This window comes from Frankia nepalensis (assembly GCF_016786325.1).
GTDB lineage: Bacteria > Actinomycetota > Actinomycetes > Frankiales > Frankiaceae > Pseudofrankia > Pseudofrankia nepalensis.
Map to the genome: position 1 here is coordinate 71,191 of NZ_JADWYU010000140.1, position 25,700 is coordinate 96,890.

The window sequence follows — 25,700 nt, forward strand, 5'->3', positions numbered from 1 at the left end:
GTGGTCACTGTCGCCCCGGCCACCCTTGTCCCGGTCACTGGTTCCGCCCTCCGCCTTGGCGCCCTACACCGCACTTCATCCTGGACTGTCCTTGGCTGACCACTTCAGGCGGCTCCTGGGTTTACGAGCCGTTGGTTACGAATGTCACCGACTGTCGCGCGTCAGGTCGGGTGGCCGTCCCGGACCCTCAGCTTCGTGGCGGGTGGTATCCACTCGGGCGCATCGGGTCGATATGGCGTTTCTGGTGATCGCCCTGGCTGACCCGTCGCTCGCGCGGGGCATGACCGGGACGCGGCTGCCCGGTCTTTCCGGCTTGGCCGGTCGGGGTGGGCGCGACGCGGCCGCGCGCCCGTCGTCGCGGCGGTGAGGGCGGCGTGGCGTGCGACCATGTCGCCTGCCCGCGACCAGTCGGAAGTCCTGTGGACCAGGGGGTGCAGCGGTGCGTAAGTACGTCGTTATGGGCGTCCAGGGGAGCGGGAAAGGAACACAGGCGCGACTGCTGGCTATTGACCTGGACCTCGTCCATATCAACGTCGGCGACATCTTCCGCTGGAACGTGCAGAACCACACCAAGATCGGCGCTCAGGTGCGCCGCGCGGTCGACGGCGGTCATCTGGTCGATGACGACTTGGTCGAGCGGGTGGTGCGCGAGCGGCTCGCCAACCACGACTGGAACTACGGCTTCATCGTCGACGGGTTCCCGCGCAATGCCCGGCAGGCCGAGTTCTTCCTGGAAAGCTACGACATCGACGGCGTGGTCTACCTCGATCTGCCGGACGAGGAGGTCGTGCGCCGGGTCCTGGCCCGCCGGCTGTGCTCCCGGTGCGGCCTGGACTACAACCTGATCGCGAGCCGTCCGAAGGTCGCGGACGTCTGCGACGTGTGCGGCGGCGCGCTGGTGACGCGGGCCGACGACAACCCCGAGGCGCTGGCGGTCCGACTGCGGGAGTACCACAGCAAGACCCGTCCGGTACTGGAGATCTTCCAGCGCAAGGAGTACGTGGCGGTGGTCGACGCGAGCCAGCCCGTGCCCGTCGTGCAGGCGGAGATCCGTGAGCGGCTCCGACTTCCGTCGTCCTCCGGCCCACCGGCGCGCCATGCCGAGTGATGCGCCGTCGTCACGCCGGATGGCTTGGAAGCAGGTCTGGTGAGCCATCAATGGGTATTTCGGCTCAGATTCCACAGGATTAGGTGCATGGTGGCCGAGTTGTGGCCACGTAGCGTTACGGTGTCGCCACCTTAAAGGTTGCCCATAACACTCGGCGAAGGGGTTATATCGGGGCGGAGCGGCGGTACCTTCCCCCTCGTGTCGGTGACGAACAACGCAGTGGTCAGCGCCGCGCTCGGCTACGTGGAAGCCAACCCGGCCGAGCTGGACGTCGTCCGTGACCTCGTGATCCTCGCCCTGCTCGGGCCGCCGATCACCTTGAGCGGCACGCTGCCGGCCCACCTGGCCTGCCGGGCCGTCGTCGTCACACCGGACTGGCGGGTGCTGCAGACGAACGACACGGTCCTGCCCGGCTGGCAGTTCCCCGGCGGGCACGTCGCGGACGAGGACTGCTCCCTGCTCGGCTCGGCCCTGCGTCAGCTCCACGAGTTCACCGGCATCGACCCCAACCTGCTGCGTCCCGAGTCGACCCTGCCCTGGGACCTCGCCGCCATGCCCGTCGACCCGGTGCCCGAGCTCGACGAGCCCGAGCACGTCCACTACGACTTCCTTTACCTGCTGCACCTCGCCGCGCGGGAGCTCATGCCCGAGATGGCGCTCGCCGCCGGCACGGACGCGCGCTGGGTCCCGGCGAACGAGGTTCCTGGAAGACTGGGGACAAAGCTGCGGCGTGGCTCCCAGCTGGCGGCCGCCTCGCGATAGTCGCTGGGTCGGTCGCCATAGCTGGCACTTGTCCGCGACGGCCCGCGCGCGGCCATGACACGGCCCGGGCTTGGTCACGAGGAACACGGCCCGGGCTTGGTCACGAGGAGCACGGCCCGCGCTTGGCCACGAGGAGCACGGCCCGGGCTTGGCCACGAGGAGCACGGCGGGAGGTCCTGGCATGGGGCACGGTGACGGTGGGCGCGGCGCGCAGTCCTACGACCTGGTCGTCGAGTCGGACGCGCCGGCCAGCGCCGTGTTCGCGCTGCTCGCGGACGGCGCGGGCTGGTCGGCGTGGGCCGGGCCGTTCGTCGGGCGCTCGCGGTGGTACCGCACCGGAACGCCCGCGCCCGGTGGGGTGGGCGCGATCCGCGAGGTCGGTCGCCTCCCGTTTCTGTCCCGCGAGGAGATCCTCGAGTACGTGCCGCCACGCCGGCTCGTCTACACGATCCTGTCCGGGATCCCGGTACGCGACTACCGGGCGACCGTGGACCTCGACCCGCTGCCCGGTGGCGGAACCCGCATCAGCTGGCGAGGCAGCTTCGTGCCGGCCTACCGGGGCACGGGTCCGCTGCTGCGGCTGGTCGCCGTGACCGTGGTCAACTCGCTCGCGCGGCGTCTGGCCGCCGCCGCGTCCAAGGGAGCGACTCCAAGCGCGTCGTCGCCGTCGCCGGCCCCCGGGTCCACGCCAAACCGCTGATCTCTGGCCCCGCGGCCCGGACCGTCGTTCCTCTTCTGAACGGTCTCGGACCGGGCCCGCCGCCCGCGGCCGCGGGCCGGCTACCAGCGCGAGCCGGCTCTACCAGCCCAGGCCGACTACCGGCGCGGGCCGGGTGGCGCCGAGCGTCTGCTGGCGGCGCCCCGCGCCGGCCGATCGTGGCGCCGCCGCGCGCCGCGGTGACGAATTCGAGCCGTCACGTCGCTTTTCGTGGTGATTTCCGCGCACCGAAGAAATATCGTCACGGAAAGTGGTTAATATTTTCGAAAGTTGTAACCGTCGCCAAACGCCGAGGGTGGGTGGCGTGCGTAGAAACGCGGCATGGGTTTCTCGCGTGACCGCTCGGCCCCTGTTCGCCGCTCGCGCGGTCCGGCGCGCCGGATACGCCTCACCGCTTTGATGGTCAGTACCGTGATCGCCGTCGTGGGCGTCGTCGGCGCCTCGTCGCTGACCAGCCCCGCCTCGGCCGCGACCAGCAGCTCCTTCACCTCGGCCCTCGCCTCGAAATGGCGGTCGTACCTCGCCGCGAGGCCTGGCTCCGTCAGCGTCGCGCTCTATGACCGGAACACCGGCAAGACCGTCTACGTCACGAAGTCGCTCCGGAGCGCGGGCTGGGAGACGGCGAGCACCGTCAAACTCGACATTCTTGCCGCCCTGCTGGCGAAAACCGGCCAGAGCGGCAAACTCACCGCCGCGCAGCAGAAGCTCGCCAAGCCGATGATCTCGGTCAGTGACAACGCGTCGGCCAGCGCCCTGTGGAATCAGGCCGGCGGGCAGGGCGGTATGAACACCTTCTTCCGCCGGCTCGGAATGACCGCCTCGGCGGCGGGCCCCGGCGGCAAGTGGGGGCTGACGAGGACCACGGCCTACGACCAGCTCAAGGTGCTGCGCGCGGTCTCCTACCCGGGGTCGGCGCTGTCCGCGAGCGCGCGCGCCACCGCCACCGCCCTGCTCGACACCGTGGTCTCGTCCCAGCGCTGGGGCCTGACCGCCGGGGTGCCGGCGGGCGTCGCCGTTCAGATCAAGAACGGCTGGCTGCCCTACGACGGCGGCTGGGTGGTCAACAGCCTCGCCCACGTGCATGGCGCCGGCAAGGACTACGTGATGGCCGTCTACACCCGCGACAGCGTCACCGAAAGCACCGGCATCACCACGATCTCCGGGCTCTCGCGCCTCGCCTGGTCCACCGTCCCCGCGGCCTGAGGAACGGCCGTCGGTCACTTTCCGCGGCGCGGCCGGTCTTCGCCGGGCATGACCGGCTCGCGTCTCGGCCAGGACAGACGATCGTGATCCGCGGTCGGGCCCGCGGGTGCCGTGACCGGCGGCGCGACCGGAAACATGAGTTTCAGAGTCCGTAACCCCGCCCAACCCTCGGGATAACTCTCGCTACGTACAAATCCGGATATGGCGACTCACCCCGCCTTTTCGGGCGCTTCTCGGCGGGAGCGCGTCCCGGCGCGTCGCGGGCGGCGGCTCGTCGGGCTGGTGGTCGTGGCGGCGACGGCGGCGCTCGCGGCCATGGGGGCTCCACCGCTGGCCGGAGCCGCGTCCGCCGTGGGGATGCCGCCGCTGGCCGGAGCCGCGTCCGCCTCGGGAGTCCTCGCCGCCGGACCCACCGGCGGCGGGTCGCGGCCGACGTCCGCTTCCACGAGGACACCCGTAGGCGCGGCGGGGATTCTTGGCTTTCTCCCCACGCGCGACGACCTGACCGGCTTGCCCTCGTCACCGACGCCCGCTGCCGCCCTCGCCGCGTCCGATGCGCCCGCTGCCCCCGCCGCGTCCGCCGCGTCCGCCGCTCCGGAGCCCGACGCGTCGGAGCCGGACGCGTCGGCACCGGGGGCGTGGGTGGGGGAGGACCCAGCCAGGATCCCCATGGCCGCGTCCGGTCCGATGTCGTCGTTCGCGCCGGTCCTCGCGGCCGAGTTCCGCTCTTACCTCGCCATGCGCCCAGGCGCCGTAAGCGTCGCCCTCTACGATCGGAACACCGGGCTCACCGTGGATGTCTCGAACTCGGATAGGAAAGGCTGGGAGACCGCGAGCACGGTGAAGCTCGACATTCTGGCGGCCCTCCTGACCCAAACCGGCGAAGGCGGCCAGTTGGCGGCCGCGCAGCTCAGGCTCGCCCGGCCGATGATCTCGGTCAGCGACAACGCGACGGCGAGCGCGTTGTGGCGGCAGGCCGGCGGGCAGGGGGGAATGGATGGGTTTTTCCGCAATCTCGGCATGTCCTCGACGACCGCCGGGATGGGCGGGAAATGGGGGCTGACGAAGACCACCGCCTTCGATCAGCTCCGTGTGCTGCGGGCGGTCTCCTACCCGGGCCCGGTCCTGTCCGAGAACGCGCGGGCGACCGCCGCGGGCCTGCTCGACACCGTGGTCTCGTCCCAGCGCTGGGGCCTGACCGCCGGCGTCCCGGACGGGGTCGCCGTCCAGATCAAGAACGGCTGGCTACCCTACGACGGCGGCTGGGTGATCAACAGCCTCGCCCACGTGCACGGCGCCGGCAAGGACTACGTGATGGCCGTCTACACCCGGAACAGCCCGACGATGGGCGTCGGTATCGAGACGATCTCGGGCCTGTCCCGCCTCGCCTGGCAGGCAGTGCCGCCAGCCTGAGGAGGGCCGCGCGGGCCGTCCATGGCGCCGCGCCGCGAGGCGCCCGCCGGTCCGCGACGCGGCTGACGGACGAATGCGCGGCTGTGCGGTGGCCGACAATGCGCGGTGGCCTACTACCGGGACATCTGGTCGCGTCAGGGCCTACGCTGACCTGCTAGCGGGCTGGGGAGGGCGGGGCGGATGACGGCGGACGAGGCGGTCCCCGGGGGAACGAGGCACGGCGGCGAGAGCGCGGCGCGTACGGTCTCGGTTCGCTTCGGCGAGCCGGCCGCCCACGGCGCCGACGAGGGTGATCTCGGCATCGTCGACATCGCCGAGTCGTTGTCCACGCTCAAGGCCGAGGGTGGCTGTCTCTGGCTGGGTGGCGACGAGACGGTCGCGATCGAGCGGGTGACCCTGAACGGGGCCGGCGACGCGTACGGCGACCACGTGTCCTACCCGATCAGCGATTTCCTGCCTCTGCCCGAGGGACCGGACAAGGACGGGGTCGTTCCGGAGATCGACATCGAGGGCCTCGACCGCGACGGCGGCTACCTGTGGTTCCTCGGTTCGCACAGCCTGACCCGTAAGCGGGTGAAGCCGCACCACGCGACGGAGCAGGCGCTGCTGCGGCTCGCGAAGGTCAGCAAGAACCGCAACCGGTACCTGATCGGCCGGATCCCCGTCGTCATGTCGGCTGGCCTGCCGGTGCTGGTCGCGACGGCCTCCGACCCGGACCGCCCGGGCGGGAAGCTGACCGCCGCGGCGACCGGCCTGCGCAAGCAGACCCGGCTGACCACCGCGCTCGCCGACGACGAGCACCTCGGCCGGTTCCTGAAGATCCCCAGCAAGGACAACGGCCTGGACATCGAGGGTCTCGCGGTCGTCGGTGAGAAGATCTATGTGGGCCTGCGCGGCCCCGTCCTGCGCGGCTGGGCGATCGTGCTCGAGCTTCGCCTGGCAGAGGGCGCTGGCCAGGACCTGGTGCTCGCCCCCGTCGACCCCAAGGCCAGCCCGGACCGTTACCGCAAGCACTTCCTCGACCTCGACGGCCTCGGTGTCCGCGACATCCTGGCCCATGGCGACGACCTGCTGCTGCTCGCCGGGCCGACGATGGACCTCGACGGCCCGGTCAGGGTCTACCGCTGGCGCGGCGCCGCGCACGCGACGACGAGCGTGGTCGTCACCGACGAGCAGATCGAGCACGTCGTCGACATTCCCTACGGCGACGGCGACGACCATGCCGAAGGCATCACCCACGCGCCGGGTGACGAGTCGTCCCTGCTGGTCGCCTACGACAGCCCCGCTCCGCGCCGCCGCCCGCATCCGCACGAGATCCTGCTGGACGTCCTCCCACTGCCCACGGCGCTCTGACGGCCGCGAAGGCCGCGGAGCGCCGTCGTGACCGGCGGTTCCGCTGAGCCGGTTCCGCTGAGCCGGTTCCGCTGAGCCGGAGCCGCTGAGCCGGAGCCGCTCGCGGCATGGTGCCCGCCGGCGCGGTCAGGCCGGCCGAGGCGCCGACACCGCGTCGCGCGTGATACCAGCGCCTCACCCGCCTGCTCGGTGACGTCGATTCTCGGCGCGCAGTCACCCTCGATACCTGCGCGCGGCCGACCTCCGCTTGTCTGACCGCGCGCCGCGGCCGCCGGTGACCGGGCGGCGGCTGTGGTGGGGGTGCCGGGTTGGCGGTCGTTCCCGGTGCCCGCCAGGTCGAGGGCTTTCCGGATCGCCACCGTCGGCGGGTTGGGCCGGCGCGGGAAGGTCTTCGACGCGCGGAAGGTCTTCGACAGCCCGCTCGCCGCGTGAGGCCCTGGCGGCCGGGTTCCAACGGTGCTGGGTGAGGACGAGCACCGAATCGGAGAGGTGTAGCCGGCCGCCGTCGCGGGTGGATATCGCGTCGTCGTCGAGGTCGGCGGTCGTGGCGGCGAGGATCTCGGTGGCCCGCGGGCCGGGGTCGACGGGCGGCGCGGGACGCAGGACCCGGCCGTCGGGCAGGATCGCGATGATCGTGCCGTCGGGGCCGCGTTCGAGGGTGATGCCCTCGTCGTGAACCGTGCGGTGGTGGGTGCCGCAGAGCAGGGTGAGCAGGTCGATGTCGGTCGCACCCTCGTCGGCGACCCACTCCGCCAGGTGGTGGATGTGCAGCCAACGCGTGTGTTCGCAGGCCGGATAGGTGCACATCCCGTGGTCGCGGGCGAAGACCGCGTCGCGTAGCCGCCGGCTTGGGAAGCGGCGGCGCCGGCCGAGGTACAGCGGGTTGCCGTCGGCGTCGGACAGCAGTGCCCGCAGGAGCCCGTCACAGCCAAGCCGGCGCAGCACGCCGGCGGACAGCCCGATCCCGGGCTCGACGTCGGCGCGGAACAGCCGTCGGTGAACCCCTGCGGGCGCCGGGCCGGCGTCGTCGCGCGTGCTCGGGCCACGGGCCTCGTCGGTGTCGTCGGCCGCCGCGACGGGGCCGCCGGCGCCGTCCGGCTGGTCGGGGCCCGCGGCGGGCTGGTCGGCGCGCAGAAGGGTGTCCACGTCGACGTGGACGGTGACCGTGTGGGACGGCAGGAGCAGGCCAGGGGCGGGTCGGTGGAGGAAACCGGCGGCGAGCGCGACCAGCGCGTCCGCGTCCGCCCGGCGGTCCCGCGGCGCCGCGACGATCTCCCCGTCCGCCGGCGGCCGGTCCGGCTCGCCCGCGGCCGGGAGCGGGGACGTGTCCGCCAGGCTCGCCCGGGCCGCGTCGATCGCCGCGACCAGTTGCGCGCCCTCGTCGGCCGGCAGCACCGCCGACAGGCGCAGCGTTCCGTCCCGTTCCGTCCGCCACGACACCCGCCGGCCCGCCCGCTGGGCCGGATGGTCGCCACTGAGCCGCTCACAGGTCGCGGCGAGCCGTTCGAGCTGCGCGGCGGTGCAGCACTGGGCGTGGTTGAGCCAGGCCCGTTCGCTGTCCGGCTCGGCGACCCGGGCCACCGCCCGGACCTTCGAGTAGGACAGCCGGCCGGCCGCGAACGCGGCCCGCACCGCCGGCAGCGTCTCCAGCGCGTGCCCGACCGCCAGGTGCTCCCGCGCCGTGCGCACCGCCACGCCGCATCGCCAGGCCAGCCAGTGGGCGCAGGAGGCGAACCCCTGCCCGCGCCAGCCGCCGCGCCGGTCGAACGCCGCGACCAGGACCAGCCAGCCGCACGTCGCCGCGGCCAGCCGGCCCGCCCACGCCACGATCTCCCTTTCCAGCGCCGCCAGTTCGGCGGCCTCGACGTCCACCGCCAGCCCGGCTGCGGGCTCGGACGGCTGCTCGGACGCGGTCATCGTGATCATGTGCATCGCCACCAGCCAGGAATCAGGGGCCACCGACACCGTCAGGATCCCACCCGGGTCCGACAATTCTCGACTGTCGCCGCAGGTCGGGGCCATGATCGGCCGCGACGTGCCGCCGAGGAGGCCCCTGGAACCGGCGCGAGCTGGCTCCCGCCCGGCCTCCGCCGAGGCTTGTGGAGACGGGGCGCCGCCGGCGGCTGTGCCTCGTAAGACGGCGGCGGCGGTTCCGCGGAACCGCCCTCGGGACGCCGCGGCGTTTCCCTCAGCGGTGCTGGGAGGCCGGCGGCTGCCGCGCGTGGATGGCGGTCAGGGCAGGTCCAGCGGCGCGTCGTCCGGCAGCCGGCGGATCGACGGCAGGTAGGCGTCGAGCTCACCCGGTTCGAACCGGCGCAGGCCCAGCGCCCACCAGAACACCCCGGCCGGGTCGCCCGCGAGCTTGTAGGAGCCATCCGGCAGCAGGGCGGCCCAGCCGTCGTCCGGCAGGTCGAGCAGCGCGACCCGCTCACGCCCGGTGTCCGTGTCCCAGAGGCGTAGGGTCCCGTCGTCCCCGGTGCTCGCGAGCAGGGCGCCGGCCGGGTCGAAGGCGATGGCCCGCACCTGGCCGAGGTGGCCGGCCAGGGTATGCCGGCACGCGCCGGCCGCGACCTCCCATACGTGGATCCGGTCGTGCACGGCGGCGGCGAGCAGGCCGCCGTCGGAGCTGAAGGCCAGCGCGTGCGGGTTGGCTGCCGAGCCGGCCGGGGCCGTGAGCACGCCTGTCGCACGCCCGTCGCGGTGGTTCCACAGCTCGATCGCTTCCCGGTCGTGGCCGAGCCCTGCCAGCGTGTGCCCGTCCGGGCTGAAGGCGATCGGACCCGCCAGCGGGATGGTTCTTGACCCGGCACGGGTGCCGATCCTGCTGACCGTGGTGCGACGAAAGTCCGTCATCGCCACATGGCGGTTGTCCGGGCTGAACGACACTTTGGGTGTGCTTCGCAATCTGCGTCGGCGCATCGGGCCCGCCCATCCCCAGGGAGGCCGCCCCGACGCCGTACGGATGACGGCCACTTCGTCGTACGACGTCACCGCCAGCAGCGAACCGTCCGGGCTCAGCGCCGCGGCCGCCTGCCCGAACGGTCGCCGATGTTCCGCGATCTTCTCCATCTCGTCGCCGGAGCAGTCCGTGACCACGACCTGGCCGTCGCCGGCGGCGACCGCTGTCCGCCCGTCGCCGCTCAACAGCGACGTGCCGCGGTAGCGTCCCGGCGAGTTGACCCGGCGGGACGACAGCAGCGCGCCGGTCCGCTTGTCCCAGGTCCTGACGATGGTGCCGGGGCCGAGCGTCCGCACGCGCCGGCCCTCGTCGACGAACGCGACACCGGCGAAGGACCTGAAGGTGAGGTTCTCGGTCCGCGCGGCGGGCCCAACTGGCCGTCCGCGCCCGACGTACACCTTCTGACGCTGGCCAACCGGCGCCACGGCGTCGTCCCCGGCTCCGGGCACGACGAGCGGGATCAGCTCGACACCCGTGGCCGTGGAACAGGCGATCTCCGTCCCGTCCGGGTGGAAGGCGAGGCCGGACCCAAACCGGATCGAACCGCTGGTCCTCGGCTCAACCACCTTCTGTCCCGAGGAGAGGTCCCAGACGACGACGCCGTTCGACTCGGCCTGCGCGAGCAGGCTGCTGGTCGGATGGAAGGCCACCGGGCCTGACCACTGGGTGCGGTGGCTGCTCCGGGTGACCTGGGGGCCCAGCCTCCAGACGGTCAGCGTGTCGCCGCTCCCGGGGGCCGCGTCGGACACCGTGACGAGAATCCCGCCGTCCCGGCCGAACTGGACGTCCCGTACCCGGCCCTCGTGTGGCAGCCAGTGCGCCTCCTGCCCGGAGGGCAGCTCCTGAACGCGTACCCCGTAGGTCCGCGAGGCGCGGTCGCGGAGGCCCAGGGCGACGAGGCGGCCGTCCGGGCTGACGGCGACGGTTTCGCCCCCTCCCAGGGGCTTCTCGAACATCTTTCCGGCCGAAAGGTCCAGTAGCCGCGCGGCGCCCTCCTGCTGGTCCACCGCGACGGCATGTCGTCCGGACCGGTCGACCGCCAGAGCCACGACCGGGCTGGGAAGGTCGACCGTGCTGACCAGGCGCCCGGGCAGGCTGTGAGGACCCGCGTCGCCGGCCGGAGCGGCCGAGGGCGCGGCGGCATCCGGCCGAAGGTCCCACATCCGGACTGTCCCACCGGTCGCGATCACGAGCAGTCCGCCGTCCGCCGTCGCGGCCAGTCGCGTCGGCGAGTCGGCGGCGAGCGGCAGCACCCGCAGGGCCCGGGCGGCGACCGGATCGATCAGCAGGACGACCGGGCCGTGGGCGGCGGCGAGCAGCCGCCCGCCCAGTAGGTACACGACATCCCCGGCCTCGTGGTAGGGATGCACCTGCGGGACCAGTCGTTCCCGGTTGGCGATGAGGGCGGGCCGGAGCTCCGGCGTGTCGTGGGCGGACGCGTCGAGGGCGGCGCCGATGACCGCGGCCTCGGCCCACCGGCCGCCGGTGAGTTTCGCGCCCGCGAGCGAGCCCCCGAGCACGGTGGCGCCGGTGAAGTCCGCCTGGCTGAGATCGGCGCCGCCCAGGTCGGCGTGCCGCAGCACCGCGCCGGTCAGGTCGGCGTGGCTGAGGTCCGCGCGGGCGAGCGTCACCTCGTCGAGGCTGGCCCGGACCACCTGGGCACCGCGCAGGCTGGCCTCGGTCAGGTCGAGGCCGGCGAGGCGGGCGCCGCGCAGGTCCGTCCCGGACAGGTCGGCGCCGCGCAGGTCGAGGCCAGAAAGATCCCGGCCACGCAGATCCTGCCCCGCGAGGCTGGCGCGGCGCCGGCCCGTCCGCACCTCAAGCCGGCCGCTGATCGCGATCGCGTTCGCGACCGCGGCGTCCGGGGCGCCGCGCGTGCTCAGCGTCGTCGCGGCCCATCCGACGGCCCGTTCCCGCGCCGCCGGGTCGCGCCGCAGCGCGTCGCAGAGGAAGTCGACCATCAGCGGGGACATCTCGCGGCCACCGAGCGGGCCGGTGCCGGCGCTCTCGCCGGCACCCAGCCGCCGCGCGGTCTCGTCCGCGATCAGGTACTCCTGCACCGACGAGTGGACGAAGCCGAACCGGTCGTCGTCCTGGCGGACCAGCAGGCTGCCGGAGCCGACGGTGTGGGTGGCCTGGCCCGGCTCCATCCGCAGCCGGGTGAGATCGGCCAGCACCGACCTGGTCGCCGTCGCCAGCACGGGCAGGTCGACACCGTCCTCGCCGGAGCGCCACAGCTCCAGCGCGACGGCGGTCGCGGCCTGGCGCAGCTGCGTCGGGTCGAGGGTCAGCGGGGTGGCACGGGTCGGCAGCCGGCGGGCCGTCTCGAACCGCAGCCAGCGGTCGAGGAGCTTCTCGTAGAGGGCGGCCGCGCTGATCTCACCGCGGCTGTCCCTGATCGCCGTCAGCTCCGCGACGGGCAGGTCGGCGATGAAGGACAGCATCCGCGGGTTGCGGGACAGCCCGAGCAGATCCTTGATCTCGTGGAGCAGGCCGAGGCGGGCGTCGGCCTGCGCCTCGTCGCCCTGGTGCAGCCGGACGAGGAACTCGCGGATCTGGGCCTGATCGAAGTCCGCGAGCCGCAGCAGCCTGCTGCCGGTGACCAGGTGTACCTGCTGGCCGAGCGCGGAGCGCACCTGCTGGTCGGCGGCGAAGTGCTGGACGCGGCTGGTGATGACGACCTTGGCCCGGCCGGCCACCGCCGACAGCAGCGTGCCGAGGTGCTCGGCCGCCCGGTCGTAGTCGACGCGCAGCGCCAGCTCGTCGAAGCCGTCGAACATCAGCAGCAGCTGGCCGCTGGCGAGCATGTGCAGGACCGCCCGGACATCGATGACGTCCTCGCGGTTGCGGCTGAGGTGCGCGGCGAGCAACTGCTCGAGGCGGTACGTCTTCTCCAGCGCGCGCAGCTCGATCACCACCGGCACCAGGTTCGGCAGGATCGCGGGAATCCGGCGGGCGAGCTCGCGCAGCAGGAAGGTCTTGCCGTGGCCGAAGTCGCCAAGGACAAGCGCCACCCGTGCGGACTCGGCGTCCAGCCAGTCCACGACCTCGCCGAACACGTCCGGCCGCGGTCGCGCGTCCGGCGGGTCGTCGAGTCGCAGGAACCGCTGCGGAACGTAGATCGCCGAGGCGTACTCCGGGTCGGCCTCGAGCCGGCGCCGCTGGGCGGCCAGGTAGCGGCGCGGATCCCACAGCCGCTGGTACTCGCGGAGGCTGCGGACGAGGACGCCGCGGCGACGCGCCGCACGGACGAGGGCGTCTTCGGGCAGGTCGCCCCCGTGTACCAGCTCGGACTCGACCCGTCGGTCGGTCTGCTCGTACCGGGCGTGCACCTGCTCGACGAAGGCGGTCAGGGTGGCCTGGTCCATTCCGGCCGGGGCGAGCCCGACCGGCCAACGCCGGCGGTAGCCGTCGTTGTCCCAGGTGACGTCGAGGTGGAGGGCGGCGTCCCTGGTCGGCGCGACCGGCTGGATGTCCGCGCCGGGGTAGCGGTCGGCGCAGGCCTCCCGGACGCGGTCCGCGAAGCTGGCGGTGCCGGTGGCCCGCGGGAACGGCGGGCGGGCGGCGTCGGAGCGCCGTTCGGCCGGGCTTTCCGGCGCCGGCCCGCCTGGAAAGCCGGGCGCCTGGAGGGGCCGCCCGCTGCCGGTCACCGCGGCGCGCAGGCCCGCGAGCAGGGCTTCGCTCGCCCGTTCCTCGGATCCGAGGTCGGTCAGGTCGATCCGGGTGAGGCTGTCGAGCTGCCCGGGAAGCGGGCAGGCGGCCACCTGCACCGGGATCAGGCGCCGCGCCGTCCCCCGTGGGTCCTCTCGGAACGCGGCGGTCCATTCGGACTCGACGTATTCGGAGCGCAGCGCCTCGGCCGAGACCACGAGGAGCGTGTGCTGGGCATCCCGCGCGGCCTGCCAGGTCCAGGACACCCAGTTGGTGCCGGGGACCGCGTGCCAGGCCTGGACACGGACCTCGTAGCCGGCCTGTTCCACCCACCAGGCGACCCATTCGGCCCAGGCGCGGTCGACCTGGGTGTAGCTGACGAACACGACTGGCCGATTCACCGCGCCCCCCGTATGGCGTCGCCTAACCGGGTCATCTGGCTCGCGGTGATCGTATTCGACCGAAGGTCTTCAATCTTGGCGTACGGGCGCTGGCCGGGACTCGGCGTCGTCGGGCGGCGGTCGCCAGGGCAGGGACGCGGGTGCCTCCGGGAGGGTCAGCCGCTGAAGCGGGCCACGGCGCGCATCTTGTTCATGGCGTCGAGGGCAGCGACCTTGTACGACTCGGACAGGGTCGGGTAGTTGAAGACGCTGTCGACGAGGTAGTCGACGGTGCCGCCGCAGCCCATCAGGGTCTGGCCGATGTGCACGATCTCGGTCGCGCCCGTGCCGAAGACGTGGACGCCGAGCAGCTTGTGGTCCTCTGGGCTGACCAGCAGCTTCAGCATGCCGTACGAGTCGCCGACGATCTGGCCGCGGGCGAGCTCGCGGTAGCGCGCGATGCCGACCTCGAACGGGATCGAGCTCTCGGTCAGCTCGTCCTCGGTCTTCCCGACGTAGGAGATCTCCGGGATGGTGTAGATCCCGATCGGCATCAGCTCGGCCCGCATCGCGTGCACCTCCTCGCCGCAGGCCGAGTAGGCCGCGAGCCGGCCCTGCTCCATCGAGGTCGCGGCGAGCGCGGGGAAGCCGATGACGTCGCCGACGGCGTAGATGTGATCGACCTCGGTGCGGAAGTCGGCACCGACCTTGATGCGGCCGCGGCTGTCCGCGGCGAGCCCCGCCGCTTCCAGCGCGAGCGCGGCGGTCAGGCCCTGCCGGCCGGCGGAGTACATCACGGTGTCGGCCGGGATCTTCTTGCCGCTTTCCAGCAGAGTGAGCGTCCCGCCGTTGTGCCGTTCCACCGAGACCACCGACTCGCGGAACCGGAACGTCACGGCCAGGTCGCGCAGGTGGTATTTCAGTGCCTCGACGATCTCGAGGTCGCAGAACTCCAGCATCCGGTCGCGGCGTTCGACGACGGTCACCTTGGTGCCGAGCGCGGCGAACATCGAGGCGTACTCGATGCCGATGACGCCGGCGCCGACGACGACCATCGAGCTGGGCAGCTTGTCGAGGTTGAGGATCTGGTCGCTGTCGACGACGGTGCGGCCGTCGAAGTCGACCGAGTCCGGCCGGGCCGGGCGGGTGCCGGTGGCGATGATGACCTTCTCGGCCGTGACGCGCCTCGTCTCGAGGCCGTCCGGCCCGCTGATGGAGAGCGTGTGCGGGTCGAGGAACTTCGCCGTCCCGGTCACGGTCGTCACCCGGTTGCGGGACAGCTGGCTGCGGATGACGTCGATCTCACGGCTGATCACGTGCTGCGTGCGGGCCGACAGGTCGCCGACGGTGATGTCGTCCTTGAGCCGGTAGCTCTGGCCGTACATCTCGCGCTGGGAGAGGCCGGTGAGATAGAGGACGGCCTCGCGCAGCGTCTTGGAGGGGATCGTGCCGGTGTTGATGCAGACACCGCCGATCATGTCGCGGCGGTCGACGATCGCCACCCGGCGGCCAAGCTTCGCGGCCGCGATCGCGGCCTTCTGTCCACCTGGACCGGACCCGATGACCAGGACGTCGTACTCGAACATCGGGCTCCCCGTTGTCGCGCCGGACCCTGCGACGTGAGGGTAACCGCCACGGACGGTGGCATAGGCCCCTATGCCGGTCTCGTTACCCGCATTTTGCCAACACGGTCCCGGCGGCGGCACCTTGGGAGTGGTGCCGCCGCCGGCGCCCGTGCCCGCCGGGGACGGGCGGCCGTTCTCACGGGGTGCGGCGGCTCGGCGGGGAATCCCGCGGGCGAACTCGCCGAACCGGCTGTCCCGTCAGGAGACCTGGCCGGGACGGCCGGGCCGCGTCATGAGTGGGTGCGTCACGGGTGGGTCACGGGTGGGTCATGGAAAGGACGTCGAGGGCGGCGTCGAGCTGCTCGAGGGTGAGCTTGCCGGCCTCGACGTAGCCGCGCTCCAGCACGACCTCGCGGATCGTCTTCTCCTCGGCGAGCGACAGCTTGGCGACCTTCGCGGCCTCCTCGTACCCGATGTACTTGTTCAGCGGGGTGACGATGGACGGCGACGACTCGGCGTACCGGCGGCAACGCTCCACGTTCGCCTCGACGCCGTCGATGCAGCGGTCGGCGAAGAGACGGCTGATGGTCGACAGGATGTGGATCGACTCCAGCAGGTTGCGGGCGATGACCGGCAGCATCACGTTCAGCTCGAAGTTGCCGGCCGAGCCGCCGAACGCCACCGCGGCGTCGTTGCCGATCACCTGGGCGACCACCTGGCAGACGGCCTCGGGGATGACCGGGTTCACCTTGCCGGGCATGATCGACGATCCGGGCTGCAGGTCGGGCAGGTGGATCTCGCCGAGGCCGGCGCGCGGGCCCGACGACGCCCAGCGCAGGTCGTTGGAGATCTTGTAGAGCGACGTCGCGATGACCCGCAGCACACCGGACGCCTCGACCAGGCCGTCCCGGGACGCCTGCGCCTCGAAGTGGTTGCGCGCCTCGGTCAGCGGCAGCCCCGTGCTCGCCGCGAGCTCGGAGATGACCGTCGCGGAGAACCCGGGCGGCGTGTTGATCCCGGTACCCACCGCGGTGCCGCCCAGCGGCAGCTCGCCGATCCGGGGGAGCGCCGCGTTCAGCCGCTCGATGCCGAGCGTCACCGCCGCCGCGTAGCCGCCGAACTCCTGGCCGAGCGTGACCGGCGTCGCGTCCATCAGATGCGTCCGGCCGGACTTGACGACGTCGGCGAACTGCTCGCTCTTGCGGGACAGCGACGCCGCCAGGTGCTCGAGCGCCGGGATCAGCTCGGAGACGATGCCCTGCGTCGCGGCGATGTGGATCGAGGATGGGAACACGTCGTTCGACGACTGCGAGCAGTTCACGTGGTCGTTCGGGTGCACCGGCCGGCCGAGCCGCTCGGTCGCCAGCGTCGCGATGACCTCGTTGGTGTTCATGTTCGAGGACGTGCCGCTGCCGGTCTGGAACACGTCCAGCGGGAAGTGGTCGTCCCAGTCGCCGCGGGCGACCTCGGACGCCGCCGACACGATCGCCTCGGCGATGTCGCCGTCCAGCACGCCGAGCTTCGCGTTCACGGTCGCCGCGGCCGCCTTGATCCGGGCGAGGGCGGCGATGTGAGCGCGGGAGATCCGCTGCCCGGAGACCGGGAAGTTCTCGACCGCCCGCTGGGTCTGCGCACGCCACTTCGCGCTGGCCGGGACCCGCACGTCGCCCATGCTGTCGTGCTCGATCCGGTACTCCTGCTCGGTCATGCTGGCTCCTCGTCTGTGTCCTCAGTGGCCAAATCGGGCCTGTGTCCTCAGTGGCCCAAATCGGGCCTGTGTCCTCAGTGGCCAAAGGCGGGCCCGGGTCCTTTGGCAGTGGCCAAAGGCGGGCCTGTGTCCTCGGTGGCCAGGAGCGGGCCTCTGGCCGGCCGACGTCCTTGCCGTGGCACCCACCGTGCTGGTACCCGCCGCCTGCCGTGGTGCTGTCCCGACTGCGCACAGGGCGACCGGACGCGTGCTGCTTACGGCAGGCTAACGAGTCCTGGGCGCGTGGCGGCAGCGGTTGTGGTGGCCTTCGCCGCCGTCGTCCCAGGGCGTCCGAGATTGCGAGGAAAGTGGCTGGTAGCGTGCCTCGGGCAATCTGAGCCCTTCCAGCGTCGTCGCGGGCCCGGGCCGGCTCGATCGAGGGCGTGAGGAAGAGGCCATGGAACCAGGGACAACAGCCGCGTTACCCACGACCGTGGACCCGATCCCGACGTGGTGCGGCACGTTGGAACTCGGTGGCGGGCGGCCGCCGTCCGGCCCCCTGCGCGCCTCCGACGGCCGGATCTGCGAGGCCGCCCGCTTCCTGGTCCGGCTGCATGGTGAGCCACTCGGGTCGCTGTCCGTGCCGCTGCCGGCCGATGGCAGGCCGGACGCGTCGGCTGTCTACCGCGCCGCGCTCGACGCGTTCGCCGGCCGGATCAGGATCCACCTGCATGGTGACGGCCTCGAGATGGTCGGGGCTCTCGGCCCGGACGCCGTCCCCGCCAGGACCGAGGTGCCCGCCTGCCCGTACGGCGTGACCGACCCGACGCCGGTGACCGTCGTCGTGTGCACCCGGAACCGGGCCGAGGCGATGCGGACCTGCCTGGAGGGCCTGCGGGCACTGCCGCACCCGCGCCTGGAAGTCGTCATCGTCGACAACGCGCCGTCCGACGACGCGACCAGGCGGGTCTTCGAGGAGACCGTCGGCGAGCTGGAGCGGTTCCGCTACGTGCGGGAGGACGCCCCGGGCCTGTCGAAGGCGCGCAACCGCGGCCTGCACGCCGCGAGCCACGACATCGTCGCGTTCACCGATGACGACGTCACGGTCGACTCCGACTGGATCGCCGGCCTGCTGCGCGGCTTCCGGGCCGCCGAGCACGTCGCGTGCGTGACCGGCCTGGTCTGCACCGCGAGCCTGGAGACCATCGCCGAGCAGTACTTCGACGTCCGGGTGGACTGGGGCGTCTCCTGCGCCCCCCGGCTCTACGACCTCGACCAGCACCGCTCGGCCGATCCCCTCTATCCCTACTCCGCCGGCCGGTTCGGCACCGGAGCCAACTTCGCGGTGCGCGCGTCGGTGATGCTCGCGCTCGGCGGGTTCGACGAGGCGCTCGGCGCCGGCACACCGCCCGCCGGCGGTGAGGATCTCGACGCGTTCGTCCGGGTGGTGCTCGCCGGGCGAGCGCTCGCCTATGAGCCCTCGGCGATCGTCTGGCACAGCCACCGCAGCGACCTGGCCGGCCTGCGCAAGCAGATGTGGGGCTATGGCACCGGCCTGACGGCCTATCTCGCGAAGCACCTGGCGGACGGGCGGGTCCGCGCCGACGTCCTGCGCCGGGTGCCGCGCGGCCTGCTGCGGCTGGCCCGGATCGGGACGGAGACCAGGGAGAGCTACGGCTCCGAGCAGACGCTGCCGCGCGGGCTGGTCGCCCGCGAATGGGCCGGCATGGTCGTGGGCCCGCTGCGGTACGCGCAGGCCCGCCGGCTCGCCGGCCCGGCCCCGATCTCCCGGATCGGCGGAACCGACCCGGGAGGGACCCTGGCGGCGAACGCGCCGGACGCCTGAGTGAGCCGGCCCATCGAACCCGAGGAACGGGGTGCTTCCGGGACGCGGCACCGCTCGGAGGACGAGCCCTCGGCTGTCGGACACCTGGACGTCGAACACACGGCCGTCATCGACCGCGCCGGGCCGGCGAGGCGATCGTCCGCGCCCGGCCCGCCCGTGCCGGAGCCGGCCGCTGGCCACGGCGGCGGAAGCTGGTTCCAGCCACCCGACCGCCCCGACCGCGACGTCACCGGCCGCGCGCCGGCGGCCGGGCCGCGTCGAGTGCCCGCGACCGAGCCGGCGGACGCCACCGAGCTGATCCCCCGGACCGGCCCGGCGGCCAGAGCCGGCCAGCAGGAACGGCCAGGCCGGGCCGACCGGGCTCAACCGACCACCGCCGGGGACCCGCGGGCGCGGGGGCACGACCGCGCCCAGCCCTCGGTCCGCCGACCCGGGCCGCCGGACTGGCCAGGTCGCCCCGACCGGCGAGCCGCTCAGGCCGGGGCGGACCAGACCCAACGGCTCGCCTGGCCGGCTCGGACCGACCGGGCAGCCGACGCCGGCCGGCCGCCGGCCGACGCCGCTTCGGGGGTCGAGGCCGGCGCGGGCGTCCAGGCCAGCGCGGTGGTCGAGGCCGACCCGGCGGCCGGGGCCGGGGCCGCGCTGACGGATGGGCGGCCGGCGCGGCCGGTGGACTCCCGGCGGGCCACGGCGCGCTGGCTGCCCCTCGTCCTGGGGCTCGTGCTGTGGGGCGTGGGCCTGGCCTCGACGGACGTCGACCGGCTCGGTGACTACGGCCTGCTCACCGTGCTGCCGCCGGCCTGGTACGGGGGCGTCGGCCTCGTGCTCGTCGGCGCCGTCCTGGCGCTCGGCGCGCCACACGCCTCGAGCCGCCAGCTCGCGGCCTACGGCGTCACGCTGGTGATCGTGCTGTTCGCCACCATCCCGGCGTTCAGCGAGGCGCCGCCGTACGCGTACCTGTACAAGCACGTGGGCGTCACCCGCTACATCGCCCTGCACGGCACGGTCGACCCGTCGGTCGACATCTACCACCGCTGGCCCGGCTTCTTCGCGGCGGCGGCGTCGTTCGGCGCCCTCGGCGGCGAGGACAACCCGGTGGCGTACGCGGCGTGGGCCGAGCCGTTCTTCGCGCTCCTGCTGCTGCTGCTCGTCTACGCCCTGGCGCGTGCCCTGGTCGGTGGCCGTCGGGTGCCCTGGCTCGCCGCGTACCTGTTCACCGCCGCCAACTGGATCGGCCAGACCTACTTCGCGCCGCAGGCGGTCGGGATCAGCCTCGGCCTCGCGCTGTACGTGGTGATGATCGGCCAGCTGACGTCGCCGCCCTCCGCCGGGCTGGTGAGGCTGCTGGAGCGGGTGGGTGGCCGGCGCGGTGGGGTGCCCCCGCCCGCCGGCGGACGCCTCCTCGGCGAGCGCGCCGGCGAGCGCGCTGACGGGGGCATGGGCGGGGGCGTCGACGAGGACGGCGACGGGGGCGTCATGATGCCCGGCTGGCCGCGCGCCGCGTCCGTGCTGGTCTGCCTCCTGTGCTACGCGGCGGTCGTCGGCACCCATCAGCTCAGCCCGTACCTGATCCTGCTCGCGGTGGGCGTGCTGACCGCGCTGGGCATGGTGCGGCCGCGCTGGCTGCTGCTGGCCCTCGCCGCGATCGCCGCGGCCTATCTCGTGCCGAACGCGAGCTTCGTCAACGAGCATTTCGGTTTGCTCAGCGGTCTCGACCCGCTCGCGAACGCGACGGACAACGGCGAGGTGTCGGACGCGGGGGCCGTGAAGTCCGGGGCCAGGCTCCTCTACGCTCGCGCCGGCCTGCTGCTGGTGGTGTTGACGTTCCTGGCGGCGTTCGGCGCCAGCCTGGTGAACCTGCGCCGGGGCCGCCTGCGCGCGGCCGTCATCCCGGTCGCCGTGATGGCCGCCTCGAGTCTGATCTTCTTCGGGCAGACCTACGGCGGCGAGGGCCGGCTGCGGGTGTACCTGTTCTCGCTGCCGTGGGGCGCGATCGCCCTCGCGTCGGTCCTGCTGCCAGAGCGAGGGCTCGCCTCGGCGGTGGTGAAGGCGCGTCACAAGCTGACGGCCGGGGTCGTCCTCGCCGTCACGGCCGCGCTGTGGATGTGCGCGTTCTACATCCCGTACGCCACCGGCCGGCTCACCCGCGACGAGGTCGCCGCCGCCGAGTGGCTCTACGACAACGCCGACCCGCGCCTGCAGATCATCGTCGGCGACAGCGACTTCCCGAGCAACCTCAGCCCCGGGTACCCGCCGTTCACCAGCTGGTTCCCGGTGCCGTTCTCGCTGCTGGAGGACTCGGAGTACCGGCGGAACTCGCTCTACAAGGGCCAGCAGACCGAGGTCGCCGGCATCGTCGAACTGATCAAAGAACTCGGTGGCGACGGGTACGTGGTCTTCAGCAGGTCCATGCGGACCTACGCGGACCTGACCGGACTGGTCAGACCGGGCACGATGGCGCGGATCGAGGCGGGCGTCGCGGCCGACCCGCGGTTCGAGCCGATCTACGAGAACCCGAACGCCACCATCTACCTGTTCCGGGGCGGGTCGCGCGGCACGGCCACCGGCGCCGGCTAGCCGGCGCCGGGCGTCACCGTGGCTCTGGCGCCTCCGGCGGCCGCGCCGCGGCGACCCGCGCACGGGCCCCGTCGAGGAGCGCCTGGCAGGTGCTGGCCAGCTCCTCGCCGCGCTCCCAGAGCGCCAGCGACTCCTCCAGGGTGATGCCCCCCGCCTCGAGCCGGCGGACCACGTCCTCGAGCTCCGCGCGGGCGTTCTCGAAGGTGGGCGCGCCGCCCGCGGCCTTCCCGGGCCGCGCGGCGGCCCGTTCGGTGGCTGGCTCCGTCATGGGGACGCTCCTTCGCGAGCTGGGTCCTGGCCCGGGACCGACAGGACGGCGGATGGCGGCGCCGTGGACGAGGTGGGGGATCCCCGCGGCGCGGCGCCGGTCGGGTCGGTGACCACGGCGCCGAAGACGCCGGCCGCCACCCGGACGCGCAGCGCCTGCTCGGCGGCGAGCGTCGCCGGGTCCCGCACGACGGCGCCCGTCGCGGCGTCCTGGACCAGCGCGTAGCCGCGGTCGAGGGTGGCGGCCGGCGACAGTGCCCGCAGCCGGGCGGTCGCGTGGGCCAGGTCGCGCCCGGCGACGTCGACGGCGTGCGCGACGCAGCGCCTGGCGCGCCGGGCGAGCGCCTCGATCGCCTCCGCCCGCCGGTCCAGGTCCCGGCGCGGCGCGGCGAGCGCCGGCCGGCCACGCAGGTCGGCCAGCGCCCGGCCCTCCCGGTCGAGGCGCTGCTCGAGAACCCTCCGGGCGCGGGCGCGCAGGTTCGCGACCAGCGCCGCCTGCTCCGCGACGTCCGGCACCACCCGCTTGGCCGCGTCCGTGGGGGTGGACGCGCGCGCGTCGGCGACGTGGTCGAGCAGCGGGCTGTCCTGCTCATGCCCGATCGCGGACACCACCGGGGTGCGCGCCGCCGCCACGGCCCGCAGCAGCGCCTCGTCGGAGAACGGCAGCAGGTCCTCCAGCGAGCCGCCGCCCCGGGCGATCACGATGACGTCGACCTCCGGGTCGGCGTCGAGCTCGCGCAGCGCGTCGATGACCTGGCCGGCGGCCAGCGGGCCCTGGACCGCGACCTCGCGGACGACGATCCGCACCGCCGGCCAGCGGCGGCGCGCGTTCTCGACCACGTCTCGCTCGGCGGCGCTGGCCCGGCCGGTGATGAGCCCCACCGCCGCCGGCAGGAAGGGGAGCCGGCGCTTGCGGGACGCGGCGAACAGCCCCTCGGACGCGAGCAGCTGGCGCAGCGCCTCCAGCCGGGCGAGCAGCGCGCCGACCCCGACCGGCCGGATCTCCACGACCGCCAGCGACAGCGTGCCCCGCCCGGGATGGAACGACGGCTTGCCCCAGACCACCACCCGGGCGCCGTCCGCCAGCGCCGGTCCCACCGCGTCGCACACCGCCCGGGCGCAGGTGACCCGCAGGGAGACGTCGGCGACGGGGTCGCGCAGCGTCAGGAAGACCGTGTTCATGCCGGGCCGGCGGGAGATCTCCGTCACCTGGCCCTCGACCCAGACCCGTCCGAGCCGGTTGATCCAGTCGCCGAGCGCGCGGGAGACCGTCCGCACCGGCAGCGGCTGTTCGGGGCTCGACGTCAGGGCCACGTGTGCACCGTAGGGCAGCGCGCGCCGCCTGGTCGCGAGGCGGTCGGGGAGGTTGGTGACCTGGGCGGCCGTCGGAACGACGACACACCCGGGGGGAACCGGGGGCCGCGACAGCCCGCTGAGCAGCGACGTCAGGTGGAAACGCTGAGTGGGACGGATACCGGCAACGCGTGACGCACCGACGGCCGGTCTTCCCGGCTGGCCGGCGCCGCGTAGACTGCCGAGACATGGGGCGGGTCCTGCTGGCCAAGCCGCGCGGCTACTGCGCTGGTGTCGATCGAGCGGTTCAGACCGTGGAGAAGGCACTGGAGCTGTACGGCATTCCGGTCTACGTACGTAAGCAGATCGTGCACAACGCTCACGTCGTGAAGACGTTGGAGGCAAAAGGTGCGATCTTCGTTGAGGAGACGGAAGAGGTGCCGCATGGCGCCACCGTCGTGTTCTCCGCGCATGGGGTAGCACCCACCGTGCACGAGGAGGCGACGGAGCGGAAGCTACGCACCATCGACGCCACGTGCCCGCTGGTGACCAAGGTGCACCATGAGGCGCGCCGGTTCGCTCGCGAGGACTACGACATCCTGCTCATCGGCCATGAGGGCCACGAGGAGGTCGTCGGCACCACGGGGCAGGCACCGGACCGGATCCACCTGGTGGACGGTCCGGAGGACGCCGCCGGAGTCTCCGTGCGGGATCCGAAGCGGGTCGCCTACCTCTCCCAGACGACGCTCTCGGTCGACGAGACCATGGAGACCGTCGAGGCGCTGCGGGAGCGGTTCCCGCACCTGACGGGCCCGCCGAACTCGGACATCTGCTACGCGACCCAGAACCGTCAGGTCGCCGTCAAGCAGATCGCCCGCTCGGTCGACCTGATCCTGGTCGTCGGCTCGCCGAACTCGTCGAACTCGGTCCGCCTCGTCGAGGTCGCGCTCGACCACGGCGCCCCGGCCGCCCACCTGGTCGACAACAGCGAGCAGGTCAAGGACGAGTGGCTGGACGGCGTGGAGACCGTGGGCGTCACCAGCGGAGCCTCCGTGCCGGAGGAGCTCGTCACCGAGCTCATGGCCTGGCTCGCCGAGCGGGGCTTCAACGACGTCGAGGAGGTCACCTCCACCGAGGAGCACCTCCTGTTCGCGCTGCCGCCCGAGCTGCGCCGTGACATGCGCGCCAAGGAGCGCGCCGCCGGCTGACCTCTCGTCGGCGCGCCGGGGCGACCCGCCCCGTGCCGCCGGCTCGGGGCGACCCACCCGAACCCCGACCCCTCGTCGAGCCCCGCTCGGCGAGGGGTCATTCATGTGCGCCAGGGCGTCTGGTCGAAGGGACGAGCCCTGAAGTCCGTCAACGACGAGCCTCGTCCCGCTGGCTCCACCGCGCGGCCGGCCGCCAGGGACCGGGCGTCCGCTTCCGCTCCCACCGCGGACCGGTCGCCGGCGCCGCCCGCCCCGTTACCCCCCGGCGCTCGCCCCGGCCGGCCGCGGCGCTCGCCCGTCCGGCGAGCCCTGGACTGGGGCCCGCGGCTGGCGGTGTTCGCCGTGCTCGCCGTCGTCGTCGGCGTTCTCATCGGCCCGCGGGCGCTGACGGGCCGCGACGGCGACGAACGGACCGCCCCGACGGCCGGGCCCACCGGCGCGGTGAGCCCCGCCGACCCCGCCAGCATCGGCCGGTGGCGCGCCGGCACCGGCGACTACACCGACGCGGGCGGACTGCTCTGGAAGCCGGACGCGGGTGTCGCCGTCGGCGGCACGCTCGCGAGCACCGACGCCGTCGTCGACGGCACCGGCAACCCGGGCCTCTACCAGAGCCAGCGGGTCGGCGCGCTGGCCTATCGGCTTCCGGTCGCCGGCCCGGGCAGCTACCTCGTGCTGTTCCACCTCGCCGAGACCTCCGGCGCGCGTGCCGGCGGCCGGGTGTTCGACGTGACCGTGGACGGGCGGACGGCGGCGAGCGGCGTCGACGTCGCGGCCCGGGTCGGGCCGCTGCGCGCGGACTGGCTCGCGGTGTACGCGTCGACGTCGACCGACCTGGTCGAGGTGCGGCTCGTCGCGCGCGCCGGCAGCCCGGCGGTGGCCGCCGTGTCGGCCTCGCTGGTTCGTTCCGGGACCGGCCCGGCCGCGACCGTGTGGGCGGACGAGTTCGACGGCCCCGCCGGCCGGCCGCCGGGCGCGGCCTGGACGGCGGCGGTGGGCGCGGGCGGCTGGGGCAACCACGAACTGCAGTACTACACCGGGCGCACCGCCAACGCGGCGCTCGACGGCGCGGGCGGTCTCGTGCTGCGGGCCAGCCGGGAGTCCTACACGGGCGCGGACGGAGTCACCGCGCCGTACACCTCGGCGCGCCTGACGACCGAGAACAGCTTCTCGTTCACATACGGGCGGATCGAGGCCCGGGCCAGGATCCCGGACGGGATCGGGCTGCTGCCGGCGATCTGGGCGATGGGCGTCGACCTGCCGACGGCCGGCTGGCCGGAGGCCGGTGAGCTGGACGTGGTCGAGGCGCCGATCCGCGCGATCGGGTCGATCGCCGGCATCGTGCACGGCCCGGACGGCACCCCCGCCGGCTACAGCTACGGCGGGCGCCGCCCTCCGCCCGCGGACGTGGCGAGCGCCTTCCACACCTATGCCGTCGACTGGTACCCGGATGTGATCGTGTACTCGGTCGACTCCCAGCCCTACGCGGTGGTCGCGCGGGCGGACCTGGCCCCCGGCGAGCGGTGGGTCTTCGACAAGCCGTTCTACCTGCTGTTCTCGCTCGCCGTGGGCGGCGACTGGCCGGGCGACCCGCCGCGGGGCCAGGCGTTCCCGCAGGACATGGTGATCGACTACGTCAGGGTCACGCGCTAGCCGGCCGCCCGGGGCCCGCGCGGGCCGCGCCACGACTGACGGCCCGGCTCGCGGGCCGGG

16 protein-coding genes are annotated in these 25,700 nt (G+C 73.4%); 10 read left to right on the forward strand and 6 right to left on the reverse strand.

The window, feature by feature from the left end; genetic code table 11:
* The first annotated feature begins 439 nt into the window (after positions 1 to 439).
* From I6A81_RS20705 to I6A81_RS20730, 6 genes are all read left to right on the forward strand, one after another.
* On the forward strand, positions 440 to 1,108 hold the full coding sequence (locus I6A81_RS20705) for an adenylate kinase family protein (RefSeq protein WP_203002084.1): 669 nt from the start codon (positions 440 to 442) through the stop codon (positions 1,106 to 1,108).
* A gap of 204 nt (positions 1,109 to 1,312) precedes the next feature.
* A complete protein-coding gene (locus I6A81_RS20710) occupies positions 1,313 to 1,870 on the forward strand; it encodes an NUDIX domain-containing protein (protein WP_307874790.1) in 558 nt (185 codons plus the stop codon).
* Positions 1,871 to 2,051: 181 nt separating this feature from the next.
* Positions 2,052 to 2,570, forward strand: coding sequence for an SRPBCC family protein (locus tag I6A81_RS20715; RefSeq protein WP_203002086.1), 519 nt, complete (start codon positions 2,052 to 2,054; stop codon positions 2,568 to 2,570).
* A 429-nt stretch (positions 2,571 to 2,999) separates the two neighbouring features.
* Positions 3,000 to 3,791: a serine hydrolase gene (locus I6A81_RS20720; protein ID WP_307874791.1), complete on the forward strand. Its 792-nt coding sequence runs from the start codon at positions 3,000 to 3,002 to the stop codon at positions 3,789 to 3,791.
* A 669-nt stretch (positions 3,792 to 4,460) separates the two neighbouring features.
* The gene (locus tag I6A81_RS20725) at positions 4,461 to 5,204 is read left to right on the forward strand and encodes a serine hydrolase (protein ID WP_238428726.1); all 744 of its coding nucleotides are present in this window, start codon (positions 4,461 to 4,463) and stop codon (positions 5,202 to 5,204) included.
* 180 nt (positions 5,205 to 5,384) lie between these two features.
* Positions 5,385 to 6,557, forward strand: coding sequence for a DUF3616 domain-containing protein (locus tag I6A81_RS20730; protein WP_203002088.1), 1,173 nt, complete (start codon positions 5,385 to 5,387; stop codon positions 6,555 to 6,557).
* A gap of 213 nt (positions 6,558 to 6,770) precedes the next feature.
* On the opposite strand, the gene I6A81_RS20735 is transcribed toward I6A81_RS20730, so the two are convergent.
* From I6A81_RS20735 to I6A81_RS20750, 4 genes are all read right to left on the reverse strand, one after another.
* Positions 6,771 to 8,549, reverse strand: coding sequence for an HNH endonuclease signature motif containing protein (locus I6A81_RS20735; RefSeq protein ID WP_307874792.1), 1,779 nt, complete (start codon positions 8,547 to 8,549; stop codon positions 6,771 to 6,773).
* A gap of 240 nt (positions 8,550 to 8,789) precedes the next feature.
* On the reverse strand, positions 8,790 to 13,568 hold the full coding sequence (locus I6A81_RS20740) for a TIR domain-containing protein (RefSeq protein WP_203002089.1): 4,779 nt from the start codon (positions 13,566 to 13,568) through the stop codon (positions 8,790 to 8,792).
* 155 nt (positions 13,569 to 13,723) lie between these two features.
* Positions 13,724 to 15,133: a Si-specific NAD(P)(+) transhydrogenase gene (sthA, locus tag I6A81_RS20745; protein ID WP_203002090.1), complete on the reverse strand. Its 1,410-nt coding sequence runs from the start codon at positions 15,131 to 15,133 to the stop codon at positions 13,724 to 13,726.
* A 295-nt stretch (positions 15,134 to 15,428) separates the two neighbouring features.
* Positions 15,429 to 16,820: a class II fumarate hydratase gene (locus tag I6A81_RS20750; RefSeq protein ID WP_203002091.1), complete on the reverse strand. Its 1,392-nt coding sequence runs from the start codon at positions 16,818 to 16,820 to the stop codon at positions 15,429 to 15,431.
* A gap of 436 nt (positions 16,821 to 17,256) precedes the next feature.
* On the opposite strand from I6A81_RS20750, the gene I6A81_RS20755 reads away from it, so the two are divergent.
* Positions 17,257 to 18,645: a glycosyltransferase family 2 protein gene (locus I6A81_RS20755; RefSeq protein WP_203002092.1), complete on the forward strand. Its 1,389-nt coding sequence runs from the start codon at positions 17,257 to 17,259 to the stop codon at positions 18,643 to 18,645.
* Positions 18,646 to 21,222, forward strand: coding sequence for a hypothetical protein (locus I6A81_RS20760; RefSeq protein ID WP_203010276.1), 2,577 nt, complete (start codon positions 18,646 to 18,648; stop codon positions 21,220 to 21,222).
* A gap of 13 nt (positions 21,223 to 21,235) precedes the next feature.
* On the opposite strand, the gene I6A81_RS20765 is transcribed toward I6A81_RS20760, so the two are convergent.
* Together I6A81_RS20765 and xseA are read right to left on the reverse strand one after the other, a co-directional pair.
* On the reverse strand, positions 21,236 to 21,490 hold the full coding sequence (locus I6A81_RS20765) for an exodeoxyribonuclease VII small subunit (protein ID WP_203007633.1): 255 nt from the start codon (positions 21,488 to 21,490) through the stop codon (positions 21,236 to 21,238).
* A complete protein-coding gene (xseA, locus tag I6A81_RS20770) occupies positions 21,487 to 22,803 on the reverse strand; it encodes an exodeoxyribonuclease VII large subunit (RefSeq protein ID WP_307874793.1) in 1,317 nt (438 codons plus the stop codon). The genes I6A81_RS20765 and xseA overlap by 4 nt, the downstream gene beginning before the upstream one ends.
* Positions 22,804 to 23,030: 227 nt before the next feature.
* Between xseA and I6A81_RS20775 the strand changes: the two genes are divergently transcribed.
* Positions 23,031 to 23,990 carry a 4-hydroxy-3-methylbut-2-enyl diphosphate reductase gene (locus I6A81_RS20775; RefSeq protein WP_203007634.1) on the forward strand — a complete coding sequence of 320 codons (960 nt, stop codon included), beginning with the start codon at positions 23,031 to 23,033 and terminating at the stop codon, positions 23,988 to 23,990.
* 105 nt (positions 23,991 to 24,095) lie between these two features.
* The gene (locus tag I6A81_RS20780) at positions 24,096 to 25,640 is read left to right on the forward strand and encodes a family 16 glycosylhydrolase (RefSeq protein ID WP_203007635.1); all 1,545 of its coding nucleotides are present in this window, start codon (positions 24,096 to 24,098) and stop codon (positions 25,638 to 25,640) included.
* Positions 25,641 to 25,700: the final 60 nt, after the last annotated feature.